This window comes from Kribbella sp. NPDC000426 (assembly GCF_040300265.1).
In the GTDB taxonomy this organism is placed as follows: Bacteria; Actinomycetota; Actinomycetes; order Propionibacteriales; family Kribbellaceae; genus Kribbella.
On sequence record NZ_JBEPDK010000004.1, the window covers coordinates 64,888 to 78,557 of the forward strand.

General features: G+C 68.1%; 12 protein-coding genes. 3 read left to right on the forward strand and 9 right to left on the reverse strand.

Going from position 1 to position 13,670, the window contains the following annotated elements; genetic code table 11:
• Positions 1-66: 66 nt before the first annotated feature.
• Both ABT313_RS19525 and ABT313_RS19530 read right to left on the reverse strand, forming a co-directional pair.
• Entirely contained in the window at positions 67-237 is a 171-nt protein-coding gene (locus ABT313_RS19525; protein WP_350855360.1) for a DUF8730 family Cys-rich protein, read from the reverse strand.
• A gap of 32 nt (positions 238-269) precedes the next feature.
• The gene (locus ABT313_RS19530; RefSeq protein WP_350855363.1) at positions 270-1,637 is read right to left on the reverse strand and encodes an MBL fold metallo-hydrolase; all 1,368 of its coding nucleotides are present in this window, start codon (positions 1,635-1,637) and stop codon (positions 270-272) included.
• Between the two features lie 161 nt (positions 1,638-1,798).
• Here ABT313_RS19530 and ABT313_RS19535 point away from each other — a divergent pair, with 161 nt between their 5' ends.
• Positions 1,799-2,056: a metal-sensitive transcriptional regulator gene (locus ABT313_RS19535; protein ID WP_350855365.1), complete on the forward strand. Its 258-nt coding sequence runs from the start codon at positions 1,799-1,801 to the stop codon at positions 2,054-2,056.
• 23 nt (positions 2,057-2,079) lie between these two features.
• On the opposite strand, the gene ABT313_RS19540 is transcribed toward ABT313_RS19535, so the two are convergent.
• Entirely contained in the window at positions 2,080-2,346 is a 267-nt protein-coding gene (locus tag ABT313_RS19540) for a hypothetical protein (protein ID WP_350855368.1), read from the reverse strand.
• A 354-nt stretch (positions 2,347-2,700) separates the two neighbouring features.
• Between ABT313_RS19540 and ABT313_RS19545 the strand changes: the two genes are divergently transcribed.
• On the forward strand, positions 2,701-3,285 hold the full coding sequence (locus tag ABT313_RS19545) for a hypothetical protein (protein WP_350855370.1): 585 nt from the start codon (positions 2,701-2,703) through the stop codon (positions 3,283-3,285).
• Between the two features lie 51 nt (positions 3,286-3,336).
• Here the strand turns inward: ABT313_RS19545 and ABT313_RS19550 are convergent, their stop codons facing one another.
• The 3 genes from ABT313_RS19550 to ABT313_RS19560 all read right to left on the reverse strand — a co-directional run bounded on the left by ABT313_RS19550 (position 3,337) and on the right by ABT313_RS19560 (position 8,812).
• Positions 3,337-7,092, reverse strand: coding sequence for a S8 family serine peptidase (locus tag ABT313_RS19550; protein WP_350855373.1), 3,756 nt, complete (start codon positions 7,090-7,092; stop codon positions 3,337-3,339).
• Between the two features lie 142 nt (positions 7,093-7,234).
• Complete coding sequence (locus ABT313_RS19555) at positions 7,235-7,744, reverse strand: GNAT family N-acetyltransferase (RefSeq protein WP_350855376.1); 510 nt, start codon at positions 7,742-7,744, stop codon at positions 7,235-7,237.
• Between the two features lie 66 nt (positions 7,745-7,810).
• A complete protein-coding gene (locus tag ABT313_RS19560; RefSeq protein WP_350855379.1) occupies positions 7,811-8,812 on the reverse strand; it encodes a sigma-70 family RNA polymerase sigma factor in 1,002 nt (333 codons plus the stop codon).
• A gap of 133 nt (positions 8,813-8,945) precedes the next feature.
• On the opposite strand from ABT313_RS19560, the gene ABT313_RS19565 reads away from it, so the two are divergent.
• The gene (locus ABT313_RS19565) at positions 8,946-9,527 is read left to right on the forward strand and encodes a dihydrofolate reductase family protein (RefSeq protein WP_350855381.1); all 582 of its coding nucleotides are present in this window, start codon (positions 8,946-8,948) and stop codon (positions 9,525-9,527) included.
• On the opposite strand, the gene ABT313_RS19570 is transcribed toward ABT313_RS19565, so the two are convergent.
• The 3 genes from ABT313_RS19570 to ABT313_RS19580 are packed head-to-tail and all read right to left on the reverse strand — an operon-like array spanning position 9,512 to position 13,596.
• Positions 9,512-10,543 carry an AraC family transcriptional regulator gene (locus ABT313_RS19570; protein WP_350855384.1) on the reverse strand — a complete coding sequence of 344 codons (1,032 nt, stop codon included), beginning with the start codon at positions 10,541-10,543 and terminating at the stop codon, positions 9,512-9,514. The two genes, ABT313_RS19565 and ABT313_RS19570, sit on opposite strands and share 16 nt — an antisense overlap.
• Before the next feature lie 57 nt (positions 10,544-10,600).
• Positions 10,601-11,563, reverse strand: a complete 963-nt coding sequence (locus ABT313_RS19575; RefSeq protein WP_350855387.1) for a TAXI family TRAP transporter solute-binding subunit — start codon at positions 11,561-11,563, stop codon at positions 10,601-10,603.
• 11 nt (positions 11,564-11,574) lie between these two features.
• A complete protein-coding gene (locus tag ABT313_RS19580) occupies positions 11,575-13,596 on the reverse strand; it encodes a TRAP transporter permease (RefSeq protein ID WP_350855390.1) in 2,022 nt (673 codons plus the stop codon).
• Positions 13,597-13,670: the final 74 nt, after the last annotated feature.

A 13,670-nucleotide genomic window follows, 5' to 3' on the forward strand; every position in this document is an offset into this window, starting at 1 on the left:
CCGACTCTGCGCCCGCCCTCCCCACCCGCGTAGAGCCGAAGGTCCCGAGTGTGGGCGGACGGGCCGTCAGCGGTTCAGCAACCGGCCGAGCCAGCTGCCACCGCTCGCACGCTCACTCTTCGGGTGCCCGGGGCACCACAGCTCGGTCGGAACCATCGCCTTGACCTGCGCCACGTGCTGACCACAGCCGGCCCACGTGGTCTTGGAACAGGTCTTACAGGTAACAGGTCGACACATGTAATTCTCCTTCGTTGGTGGAGTTCGGGGGATCAGGCTTTCGGGCCGAGCAGTTGGAGGTCGGTCTTGGCGGCGTTCTCGAACTGGTCGTCGACGGCGACGAGTTGACGGCCGTCGGCGTGCAGGAACGAGGCGGCGATGGATGCGCGGTAGCCGGCCGCGCAGTGGATCCAGAGTTCGCCGGGCGGTACCTCGCCGAGTCGTCGGGGCAGCTCGTGGACGGGAATGTTGACCGCGCCCACGATCCGGGCGTCCCGGTGCTCCTCGGTACGGCGGACGTCGAGCACCACCACGTCGCGATGGTGGCGGACCTGAGCGAGGTCGGCGAACGTCGCGGTCGGGAAGGAGACGAGGTCGCCCTTGCTCCAGTCCTCGGGTCGGCCGGTCGCGTGCGCGGCCGGGCGGTCGATGCCGATCCGCACCAGTTCGCGCTGGGCCTGTGCCACGTCCGCAGCGGTCTCCCCGAGCAGCGTCACCGGCGTACCCCAGGTGATCAGCCAACCGAGGTACGTCGAGAACGAGCCGTCCAGCCCGAAGTTGAGCGTCCCGGGAGCGTGGCCGGCCGCGAACGCGGCGCGGGTGCGGAGGTCGACGACCCATTCGCCCGCCTCGATCCGCCGGCGCAACTCGGCGGCATCGGCCGGCTCGGGCAGTGACAGGTCCGGCGCTTCCGGTCCAGCGGAGTTGGCCGGAGCCATGTGTGCGTAGTACGCGGGCCAGGCGCCGAGGCCGTCGAGCAGGTCACGTACGTAGTCGGCCTCGTCCTGGGTGAGCACCGGGTTGTGCCGCTTCTCGGCGCCGATCGTCGACTCGGTCACGTCGGACTGGGTCGCCGAGCAGAACGAGCCGAATCCGTGGGTGGGGTAGACGGCGGTCTCGTCGGGCAGGTCGCGGGCGAGTTTGCGGGCGGAGTGGTGCTGGTGATGCACGAGGGCCTCGGTGTGGTCCGGCCCGAGCAGATCGGGTCGCCCGGTCGCGCCGTACAGCAGTGATCCGCCGGTGAAGACCGCGATCGGCCGGCCGCTGTCGGTGAGGGCGTACGAGAGGTGGGTGAACGTGTGGCCGGGGGTGCGGATCGCCCGTACCTGCATGCGTTCACCGATCCGGACGGTGTCGCCGTCGTGGAGCGGCGTCCGGTCGAACGAGACCTCGTCGTCGGCGTTGATCAGGTACGCCGCAGCGGTGGCGCGGGCCAGTGCGAGGCCGCCGGTGACGTAGTCGTTGTGGATGTGGGTCTCGAACACGTGGGTCAGCCGGACGCCCTCGTCCCGGAGCAGATTCAGGACGCGGTCGATGTCGCGCTGCGGGTCGATCACGAACGCCACGTCGCCGTCGTGGACGAGGTAGCTGCGGTCCCCGAGTGAGGGTGTCTCGAGGGTACGGATGGTCAGGCTGGTCATGGTGTCCTCACTGGTGAACGGGGCCGCCGGATCGTTCCCGGTTCCCGAATATCCCCCTGGGGGGTTAAGATCGACCGTAGCACATCCCCCCAGGGGGATACAGATTCTGTGTCGACCGCGCCGGTCAAGTGGTGTGTCGTCGACCCGACGGAGGAGTTTCGATGGATTTCGAACCGGACGAGATCAAGCCGATCGTCACCCGGATGAAGCGTGCCCATGGGCATCTCGGCAGCGTGATCCGGATGATGGAGGAGGGCGCGGACTGCGAGGCGGTCCTGACCCAGCTCGCCGCCGTGAACAAGGCACTGTCGCGCGCCGGCTTCGCAATCGTCAGCACCGGCCTGCAACACTGCCTGACCGACGAGAACAGCGACATCGACACCGCCAAGATGGAAAAACTCTTCCTCGCCCTGGCGTGACATTTCGTACTGCGAGCGACTGATCAGCGCTCGGTGAGCAGGGCGCCGACGACGTCCCCGGCTGCCTCGAGCTCGCGCCCGAACGCGATGACCTCGTCCTCGTCCACCGGCGCCAGCAACCACAGGCCGGGCCATTCGGCATCCACCTCCGGTGCCGGCTCTTCCTGAGTACGCCGACGGCCGAACCAGCCGCGGCGCGTGGCCGGCCGCGGCCGCGACGGCCGGGCCTCGGTCCAGGACCAGAAGAACCGCGCTGCCCCGAACATGTACGGATCCATCGACCAACTCATACCGCCACCCTCAGACGCCGCCAGAGCCGACGGGCAGGGTCATCAGTCCCACTCCGCCCAGCCGAAAGCCCCTGCTATGCGGCTGTGAGTGACACCTGTTGCAGGGTGCTACCGAGTGGTAGCGTCAGTGGCCGAACGAGGCTGCCCTGGACCCGGCGCCTGTGCTGCTTTGGGGGTCTGATGAGCATGTCTTCGGCCTATCTGGATCGGTTGGCTCGCTCGGTGCGCTTCGAGTCGTGGCGGAGCGAGGAGTTGGTGGACGCGCTGGACCAGCGCGCGTCACGAGGCGAGTGACGCTCGGTGATGGGGGCAGGCGGCAAGTCTGTTGATGGTAAGGGGGCGGCGGGTCCGCGGTTGGCGGTCTATCGCGCTGTCTGGCGGGCGTTCTGCGGTGTGCTCGCTGTGTTCGTCATGGTCGCCGCCGGGCTCGCGCTGCCGGTCGAGATCCTGGGACTGGCGTTCCTGCTGGCGCTGGCGGCCGGGGTGCTAGCTGCCACCTTCTACGTCGGGAGCGACGATGATCGGGGCCGTTGGCGACAGTCGCAGGTCGTCATCACCGCGGCTGCAGCCACCGGCGTGATCACCTTGGTTCCGGGGCTGACGGTCGTTCTCGGCTCGAGCGTGCTGTGGCTGACCGTGCTGATAGCTGCCGGGTCGCCACCGGTCGTCGATTGGTGCCGAGGGCAACTTCACCTCGGTACGGCGACCGTGCGCGCGAACGTCCCGGAACGCAGTACCGCGGACCTTTGCCGCGAATGGCGAGACAGCTACGACGCGCTGCGGCAGGCGAAGACAGACCGCCAGCGGCTCCGCATCGTGCTGGAACGCCAGCACTGCCTGGACGAACTCGGCCGCCGCGACCCGGAGGGCCTGCAGGCCTGGCTGGCCTCATCCGCCAGCGCTGCCGGCGACCCCTCCAGATTCCTCAAGAACCAGTGACTTCTGAGGCGGAAGTGCGGGCGACCGGCGTTTACCGGCCGCCCGCGCGCGTCATCTGAGGCCGAAGGCTCGGATGATTGTCTGGGTGATGCCGCCGCCGTTGCGTTGCTTGGCTGTGACGCGCACCGACACCTGGCCGGCTCGCGGTGGTGCCTGCAGGCGGGTTTCCCAGTTGCCGTTGGTCTGCTTCAGTTGCAGGCGTTGCCAGGTCGCGTCGTCGTCGTACGAGACCTCCAGCCCGACCGAGACCACCGCGTCCTGCCGGGCACTGCTGCCCAGCACCACCGGCTTGATCGCGAAGACCGAGTTCCGCTTGGCGCGCCCTGACGCGTCGACATCCACGCCGTAGTCGAGCTGTGCCAGCGGCAAAGCCTGGTTCTCCGCCTCCCCGGACGTGAAGGTCCACTCGGTGTGCGTGCTCGTCGAGTACGGCGTCAGCTCGGCGTTCCCGACGGTGTCGGCCACCAACCGGTACGGGCGCTTCTCCGGCGCCAGGTCGCCCACGCCGAAGTCCGGCCGCGGGCCGTTCCCGACCAGCTTCTCGTCGCCCTGGTACAGCGCGAAGCTGCGCGTCATCATCGAGTCGCCGCTGTGTGCGGAACCGCCGTCGCCGAACCCGGCGATCATGCCGCCCATCGCGTTGCCGACCCGGTGCGGGAGCTCGAACTCGAGCATCCGCGGCCGCACGATCGGCCCGAACCACCGCTGGCTCTGCACGCTGCGCGGCTGGTAGCTCGTGATGTCCGTGAACGTCGCCCAGCCGTTGATCGCGGCGTACTGCTGCCACTTCACGCCCGCCGACACCCAGTCCGTCCGGTGCCCGACCGCGGGCTTCGCCGGGAACCGCGGTACCCGGATCGATCCGTAGACGGCGTACGGGAAGGAGGCCGGAAAGTACTCGTACGCCGGGCTGTCCTCGCGGCTCTCCAGGACCTGCTGCCCGTTCGGGGGAGCGAAGTCGTTGTCGATCCTGGCGAGGCTGCCGGGGTCCGTCGCCGCGGACGGGTCGTCCGGGACCTTGCCCTGGTGGTAGTCGACCAGGTCGTAAAGGTACGACGGCACCGGGTTGGCCGTGACCGTCAGCTCGGTCCGGCGCGTGCTGAGCTTCTTGATCAGGGCCTCGCCGTCGTCGAGGGTGAGCGACGCCGTCGGGATCGGGCCGAGGGTTTGACCGTCGGCTCCGCCGTACCAGTCGTTGTAGCGGCCGATGCCGTCGTTGACCACGAGCAGCATGGCCGCGCCGGCGGCTTGGGCAGCGGCGGCCCGGTCAGCTGGCGGTACGTCGATGCTGTTGCGGACGACGACCGCCTTGCCGCGTGCGGCCAGACCGGCGTACTCGGCGGGTGTGCCGGTGCCGGCGAAGACGGCCGTGACACGCGTCATGCCGGCGCGGAACGCGGGGGAGCCGGGCTGAACAAGCAGCGAGTCGTCGAGGCTGCGGCCGTCGTAGCTGATCGTCAGCGGCGTCTGTTCGGCCCGGAACCGTGTGGTCAGCACGAAGCTGCCGGTGCGGACCTTGTTCTTCGTCGGCAGCGCCCAGAAGCTGTCGTAGTCCGGCGGCGGCATGAAGATCTCGTGCAGCGCCGACCTGTCGTCGGGCGTCGGCTGCGCCGAGGTGAAGGACCGGAACAGGTCGAACCTGCTCGTGGTGACGGTCGTCGGCTTGGGTGTGTCGACCTTGATCGGACGGCTCCGCGACGCGTCCAGGACGACGTCCCGGTCCGCGGTCAGGTCGACCTCGGGCGCGGTCAGGAAGGCCAGGCCGAGCGAGTGCGGGCCGTTGCTGCCGGGCACGTCCAGGGTCGAGACGATCGTGTACGAGCCGGGCGCCCACCGGCTGGTGAGCTCGCCGTCGGTTGCCCACAGCATCGTGGACTTGCCGTCCGCACCGGTGACCTCGACCTCGCCGCTGACCGGCTTGCCGGTCTGGTCCTTCAAGTGGACGGTCAGGTTGTACTTCTTGGGCTCGACGGACATGCCAACGGCCGTGTGCACGGTGCCGGTCGAGGAAGTCGCGATGACCTGGGCGGCGTACTGGCCAGGAGCCAATCCGTTCGGGTCCGCCGTGAAACCGACCGCGGCGGTGCCCATCGCGGGCACTGTCACCTGGGTCGCGGCGAGACGGAAGACCCCGGCGTGGTCGGTGGACAGCTGCAGCGTGAGGGGCTTGTCCGTGATGTTGCGGTAGCTGATCTGGCGCGTCACCGGCGTCCGGGTCGGCTTCGTCGACCACGGGACGAGCCCGGCGTCGACCGATCCGCTGGCGATGACCTGTCCGTGCAGCGAGGCGGCCGCGACGTCGACGCGTCCGGTGCCTGCCTGGTACGGCGTGTACGCGGGCGTCAGCTTGCTGGTGCTCATCAGCGCGTCCTTGATCTGCTGCCCGGTCCAGTCCGGGTGCTGCGCAGCGAGCAGGACGGCTGCGCCGGCAACGTGCGGAGCCGCCATCGACGTACCGCTGTCGGTCCGGTAGTAGCCCTCGCCGCCGTCGTTCGTGTACTGCGACCGCGCGGCCAGTACGTCGACGCCGGGTGCGGTCAGGTCGGGCTTGAGGCCGTCGTCCATCAACCGCGGACCGACGCTGGAGAAGTCGGCCAACTGGTCCGAACCGTCCACCGCGCCGACGGTCAGGGCGGCGTCCGCCGTACCCGGCGAGCTGACGCTGTACGGACTGCTGCCCGAGTTGCCCGCGGCGATCACGAACAGGGCACCGGTCTCGGCGCTCAGCTCGTTCACGGCTTGACTCAGCGGATCGTCCTGGGTGTGCCAGGCCGCCGTGCCGAGGCTCATGTTGATGACTTTGGCGTGCTCGGTCCGCGTCGCCCACTCCATCCCGGCGATGATGCCGGAGATCGGGCCGGAGCCGCTGTTGCCGAGCACCTTGCCCACGATCAGGTCGGCATCCGGCGCGACGCCACGCTCCTTGCCGTCCGAGGCCGCGCCGGTACCGGCGACGGTCGATGCGGTGTGCGTGCCGTGACCGTTGCGGTCGACGACGTCCTCACCGGCCACGAAGCTCTTGGTCGCCACGATCCGCGGTGCCAGGTCCGGGTGCTCGAGGTCTGCACCGGAGTCCAGTACCGCGACCCGCACGCCCTTGCCGGTCACGCCGGTCGCCCACGCCGCGGGCGCGCCGATCTGTGCGGTGGTGTCCGCGAGCATCGTCCGCGCCTTGCTGTCGAGCCAGACCTTGCCGATCCCCGCCGCGAACGAGGGCGCCGCGGCGACGCTTGCCTTCGCCCGCAGACCGCTCTGCGCAGTCAGCGTGGACCAGAGCGCGCCCGCTTCCGCCTTCTCGGCTTTGACGGCCGAGCCGTCGACCGACGGCAGGTCGAGTGTGGTGGTCGTGCCCGGTAGCGCCGAGCGGCGCGCGGACTTGACGGACACGCTGGACGAGCCGGTGACGACCAGCGGGAGCTCCTTGCTCCGGGCGTCGTCGTACCCCTGGGCCACGAGCTCGCTGACGTTGAACAGCTGCTTGTCGAGCTGCCCGGTCGCCAGGTACGGCAGGGCGGCGCCGGGGTATACGTACGTGTCGCCGTTCTCGACGCTGACCCGCACCGGTCCGGTCGACCGTGGCGCGCGTTCGACGGCCTGCACCGACACGGCGCGGCCTTGACCGGGCGCGACCGTGACCTTGTCGCCGGTGATGAGCGTGAGGTTGAGAGGTGTCTCCCCGGCCGCGGCGCCGCCGGCGGAGGGGAGTGGTGGGGGAGGTTCGGCGCCGGCCGTCGTCGGTGTGGCAAGACCGACGACCAGGAGAAACGCGGCGCCCGGCACGAGCAGCCGACGGGCGGAAGAGCGCATGGTGTCCTCTCGGTGATCAGGGGTGACCGAATCTGATCAGCGTCGAGGACCGATGTAAACGAATTGCCCGTTCTCGCCACCAAACCCCCGATTTGGCAAGAATGGGCACCCACCCGTGGGTGAACAGGTAGGGCGCTTGGTGTTACCGGCCGAGCTGTTTCGTGAACCAGCGGTGCGTGTGTGTGGCTCCGCCGTACGACTTGGTTTCGTGGTAGCCGGCTGACCGGTAGAGGTTGTCTGCCTCGGTCAGCACCTTGTGTGTGCCGAGTCGCAGCCGGCCGAAGCCTTGGTCAGCGGCGTGCCGCTCTACCTCAGTGAGGAGGCGACGGCCCAGTCCGATGCTCCGCGCGCTGGAGTGCACCCACAGGTGACGTAGTTCGCAGGTGTCGTCGTCGAGTTGGCTGAGGGCAGCGCAGCCGACGGGTGTCCCGGATTCGCGGGCGACCAGGAACAGGACTGTGTCTGCGGGCGAAATCAGGTCTTCGTCGGCGAAGCCCTCGGGGAACCGGCCGCGCAGTTCGTCGGCGTAGTTGGTGAGGCAGGTGCATGCGTCCGGGGACGTTGCGTCGGTTGGCTCGATCCGGACCGCGCCGAGTCGCAACAGCCGTTCTGCCTGGTCGAGTGTGGAGACCGCCTCCGCTGGTTCCGTCATATTATCTGACTTTAGTCAGACAACCGGATGATCGCCAGTCCTATTTGCCGCGCCCGGAGCCGCGCGTTATCGGGCCGGGAGAGAGCGGGGGAGGCCGAAGGGTTGGAGGGTGTTGTTCTCGAAGCGGGTCATCGCGGTGATGTGGTCGCGGTTGAGGGTGAGGACGTAGAGGCCGGTTCCGTGGCGGGTGCCGTTCGGGCCTTGGAGGTAGGCGCCGAAGGCCGGTTGGCCGTTGGCGCGGGTGGGGACCAGGTCGAATCTGCGGCCGGCGCCGAAGAGGGTGGCGCAGAACCGGCGGACGACGTCGCGGCCTTGGTACTCGAAGGGGAGTGGCGGCATGGACATGAAGACGTCGTCGGTGAGGAGCGCGACGAGGGCGTCGATGTCAGCGGCCTCCCAAGCCTGGACGAAGTTCGTGACGATGGTGTTCTCGGCGGGTGAGTCCGCGGCCGGAGGAGGTTCGTGATCGGCGGTTCGTCGGCTCTGCAGGCCGGCGCGTGCTCGTTTGAGGGCGCTCTTGACCGATTCGACGGTGGTGTCGAGCATTTCGGCGACCTCGTTCGCATGGAAGCCGAGGACGTCGCGCAGGATCAGTACGGCGATCTGGCGGGGCGGCAGGAGCTGCAGCGCGGTGACGAAGGCGAGTGAGATCGATTCGGTCTGTTCGTAGCGGGCCTCGGGTCCGAGCGGTACGTGGATCGCGTCGTCGAGGAGTACGTCGGGGAACGGTTCGAGCCAGACGACTTCGCCGAGCCGAGTGGGTTCGGGCGGTTCGACACCGGGGATGTCCCAGGCCTTGGCCGGGCGGCGCTTGGCCGACCGCAGCGTGCTGAGGCATCTGTTCGTGGCGATCCGATACAGCCAGGTGCGGATCGACGCGCGGCCGTCGTACCCTCCGAGGCCGCGCCAGGCGGACAGCATCGTGTCCTGGAGCGCGTCCTCGGCATCCTGGAACGATCCGAGCATGCGGTAGCAGTGCACCTGCAACTCTCGGCGGTGCGGCTCGGACAGCGCCCGGAACGCCTCGCCGTCTCCGGCCCGCGCTCGGCTGATCAGGTCAGCTCCCATCAACTCCACCTCTCTCTCGCCTGTGTAGACGTCGGCGGACGGCCGAAAGGGGCGGTCGAGGAGCGCCTCCTTTGCGTACGTCGTGGCGTCAGTCCCAGTGGTAGTCGACAACACTGACAGAAGGAGCACTGCCATGGGAAAGCTGGTCGTCAGCGAGAACATCTCGATCGACGGAGTGATCCAGGACCCGACCGGCGAGGACGGCCTCGGGCGCGGCAACTGGTTTGCACGGATCGGGGAGCAGACCCGCGGGCTATGGGCCGAAGTCGAGCTGAACGAGGCTCTGGGAGCCGAGGCTCTGCTGATGGGGCGCCGCAGTTACGAATGGTTCCTGGCGCGCGGCTGGGCGACGTCGCGTACTGGCACGTGGACCGACAGACTGCGGAGTCTGCCGAAGTACGTCGTGTCGTCGTCAGCCCTCGAGGGTCCGGACTGGGGCAACGTGACGATCCTGAAGGGCGACGTACCGGAGGAGGTCGCGAAGCTGAAGGAACAGATCGATGGCGAGATCGTCCTGTACGGCAGCGGCCGACTCGTGCACACGCTGTGGGAACACAACCTGGTGGACGAGCTGCGGCTGATGACCTACCCGGTCGTAGTCGGCACCGGCGAGCGACTCTTCACCGAGACCAGGAACGCCACGGATCTACGCCTGATCAACACCCGACCAGTCGGCGAGGACCTCGCTCTCCACACCTATCACCCCGTCCGCTGACACACTCGCCCGGCCGTGCCCGCCCTCAGCACGCCACGGCCGGGCACGTATGCGTCCAGCAGATACTGCGCTCTGAATTCGCGGGGGCTCATGCCGTAGCGCTGGCGGAACGCGGCGCTCAGTGCGCTGTTGGAGGAGAAGCCGCAGCTGTCGGCGAGTTCGCCGATGACGATGTGAACAGGGCTGCGCAGGCGTTCGTGTACGAGCGCGAGTCGTTCTTCCCGGATCAGGTCCCGAGGCGTCGTACCGGCCTGCTGCATGGCCAACTGAACCTGTCGCAGCGACCAGCCCAGGGCACGTGCCACCGTGGCTCCGGTCAGCCCCGGATCGGAGGCGTGCTCCCGGACGTAGCGTCTGACCATCGCTTCGACCTCGCCCAGGCCGCCCTCGGCGTCCGGTCGGTCGTCACCGACGGCGAGCATGCACAGCAGATCAACCAGCCGATCGCAGATCGCGTCGAATTCGGCTGCCGACAAGTGGGCCCGCTGAGCGAACAGTTCACCCAGCATGCCCACGAGGACCCGGCCCAGGCCGCGGTTGGTGTCGAGAATCCGGGGTGCCGACCGGCGCGCCCCGGGACGGAGACGGTTGTCCATCTCCGTCCCGGGAATCGTCAGCAGCGCGATGTCGGCGTGGTCGATTTTCGCTTCGAAGGGCGAATTCGACGACGCCAGGAACGCCCCGCCCGGGCCGACGCGAAACTCCTGATCATCGTGGCGGATCAGCAATTCACCGCGGATCGTCACCATCAGCGTGCGGACGTCGTGCGGATCCTCGGACGCCATGGCGGCGGTCCGATGTCCCTGCGCGCAGTCGGCCGACGCCCGGCCGAGCGTGTAGGCGACCGTGCCGATGCGAAGCAACCGGCCCCGGAAGGTCCCTGGCGAACAGGTCGGATCCACCCGGTAGCGGGTTGCCGCGCTGATGACGCTCATCCAGTACTCGACACGTTCCGGTGGTCTGACGTCGTCCGTCGTCCACGAGTCGATCGAACAGGACGAAATCGCGGTTGACATACGGGCCTCACCTGATTCTGGTGCAAAGAGCGTTGGGCGGTCTCTTCTGACGGCTCGTCAATCGAGTGCGTCGATGGCCTTCTTCGCGGCCGGGTGCAACGGCACCGGGTCGGTCATCGCGGCGTTCTTGAGGTCGATCCCTTTGGCCGCGGGATTGACCTGCACGAGGGCTTCCTTGTTCTGGAGGAGCAGGTTGGTGAGTTTCCCGGCCAGGTCGTCGGACATGTCCTTACGCACCAGCAGCAGGTTCGGCACGATGATCGTCTGGATGTCGGCCGGCTGCTTGTACGCCGCGGCCGGGATCACGCCCGGGGCGTACACCGTGCCGTGCTCCTTCTGCAGGGCGGGCAGCACGTCGTCGAGAGGGATGAACCGCACCTTGGCGCCCATCGACGTGGTGAGGTCGGTGATGCCGCTGGTGGGCAGGCCGCCGGACCAGACCAGCGCGTCGATCTGTCCGCTCTTCATCGCGTCCACCGACTCGGGCAGGCCGAGCCGCTGGGCGGTGACGTCCTTCACCGGGTCGACGCCGGCGGCGGCGAGCAGGCGCCGCGCGATGACCTCGGTCCCCGAGTTCGGCGAGCCGGTGGAGACTCGCTTCCCCTTCAGGTCGGACATCTTCGTGATTCCGGACGCCGCCCGTACGACGACCTGGGTGTAGTTCGAGTACAGGCGAGTCAGCGCCACGACCTCCTGCGGTGCCGAGAAGCTGTCCTTGCCCTCGACCGCGTCGGCGGCGGTGTCGGCCAGGGAGAAGGCGATGTCGTAGTTCCCGGCGGTCAGTCCTTGGATGTTCTGCACGGAGGCGCCGGTCTCGCTGGCGGTGGCGCGGTATCCCTCGAGGTTGTCCGAGATCAGTGCGGCCAGGGCACCGCCGAGCTGGTAGTACACGCCGGTGGTGTTACCGGTGGCGATGGTGAGGCGACCACCTCCCGCGCCGTCACCCTTCTCGGCCTTGCGTTGCCCGCCGCAGGCGGCCATCGAGACCGTCAACGCGAGTGCGACCACCAGAGTGGACAAAGAACGGAGTCTCATGTGGGTAGTGGCCCTTCCGTGGTGTTCCGCAGGCGTTGACGCCGTGCGAGGTTGATGACGACGGCGATCCCGAGCAGCCCCAGGCCGACGCCGATGGTGGCGGGTGCGAGATAGAGCAGCAACAACGCGGCAGGTAAACAGACGAGACGCTCGAGCCAGCCGGTCTGGACGACGATCCATCCGCCGGTGACCACCGCCAGCGCGGCGACGGCGAGCGCCGAGACCACCAGCGTCCACGCCGCACCACCCAGACCCTCGAGACCCAGCAGGTTGGCCCCGTTCGGCGTCAGCACGAACGCGAAGGGGACCAGGAACGCCGGCAGCGTGTACTTCCATGCCTGCCACATCGTCGGGATCGCCCGGCCGCCGGTGATCGCCGCTGTCGCGACGGCCGCCAGAGCGGTGGGCGGCGAGACCTCCGACAAGACGGCGTAGTAGAAGATGAACATGTACGCCTCGGCCGGTGCGACGCCGAGCTGGAACAGGGCCGGCGCGATCACGACAGCTGCGATGATGAACGATGCGGTGACGGGCACCGCCAACCCGAGCACCATGACCGCGAACGCCGACAGCGTGACGGTCATGATCAGGACCACGGTGTGGTTCTCGGAGATCGCGGATGCCGCGGACACGATGATCTCGGCCAGGTTCAGACCGAGACCGGTCTGGGTGACGACGGCAACGATGATGCCGGCGACGGCACAGGTCGCCACCACGGGTAGCACCGAACGGGTGCCCTGCGCGAGCGCCGTACCGAGCCGGCGTGGCGTCAACCGGTGCTCACGGTCGAGGAACGACAACCCGATCTGCAGCAACGTCGCGTAGACGACGGCCTTGAACGGCGGAATGTCCATCGCCATGAAGCCGATGATCAGGAACAGCGACACGAAGTGGTATCCGAACCGGAGCAGCAGCGTGCGCGCCGACCGGGTCGAGGGCTCGGCCGCTTCGGTGCCGTGTCGCCGGGCGTCCATCTCGATCGCCAGCAAGATGCCGAGGTAGTACAGGACGGTCGGGATCGTCGCGTAGCCGAGCACCACGAGATAGCTCACCTGGAGGTACTCGGCGATGATGAACGCCGCCGCGCCGAGCGTGGGCGGAGACAGGATCGCCCCGATACCGGCCGCTGCCAGCATGCCGCCCGCCGGCTCCGACGGATATCCCGCGCGGCGCAGGATCGGCCAGGCGACCGTGCCCAGCGACACTGCCGTCGCCGTACCGGAACCCGACACTGTGCCGAGCAGGAAGCCCGCCAGGGTGACGGTCCGCCCGGGTGCCGTGCGGCTGCGTTTGAATGCCGCGAACGACACGTCGATGAAGAACTTTCCCGCACCTGAGGCGTCCAGTACGGCGCCATAGATCGTGAACAAGACGATGTAGCTCGCCGCCACGCCCAAGGGCGTTCCGTAAAAGCCCGCCGTACCCATGAACAACTGCGCCACGATCGCCGAGAAGTCGAAACCCTGGTGCGCCAACGACCAGGTGTACGGCAAATAGCCGCCGTAATAGGCGTATGCGATGAACAACAGGCTCACTACCGGCAGCACCCAGCCCGTCGTACGCCGGCAGGCCTCCAATGCCAGCACCAGCAGCAACGACCCCGCCAGCAGATCGAGCTGCGTAGGAGCCTGCCGCCGCTCGAGGAACGCGTCGAAGTCCAGCAACGGATACAACGAGACCACCAGCGCGACCGATGCCAGGATCCAGTCCGTCACCGGCGGGTCGTCGCTGCGTCGATCTCCGCGGAACGGGTTGAGGAACGCCGGCACCCGCCAACCGCGGTAACACAGCAGTGCACCCGGCAACACCGCCGCAAGAAACAGCATGAGGTAGAACTGCGTCCCCGCGGGAATCGGAAAGAATACCTGCACCAGAACGCCGACACTGATCAATGCGCAGCACACCGAGATAGCGCGGTCCAGGGCCGGGCTCAGCCTTCGCGCCGGCCTTTCCTGCTCGAAAGCAGCCAACTCTTCTGCGCTGGGGCCGGTGTCAACCGATATGGCGCTGGTTGTCATAAAGGGCCTCCTGTGAATGATCTTTCGCAAAGAATCTCCAGTTCGCAGCTGCGCCACAACCCCGACCGGCCCAT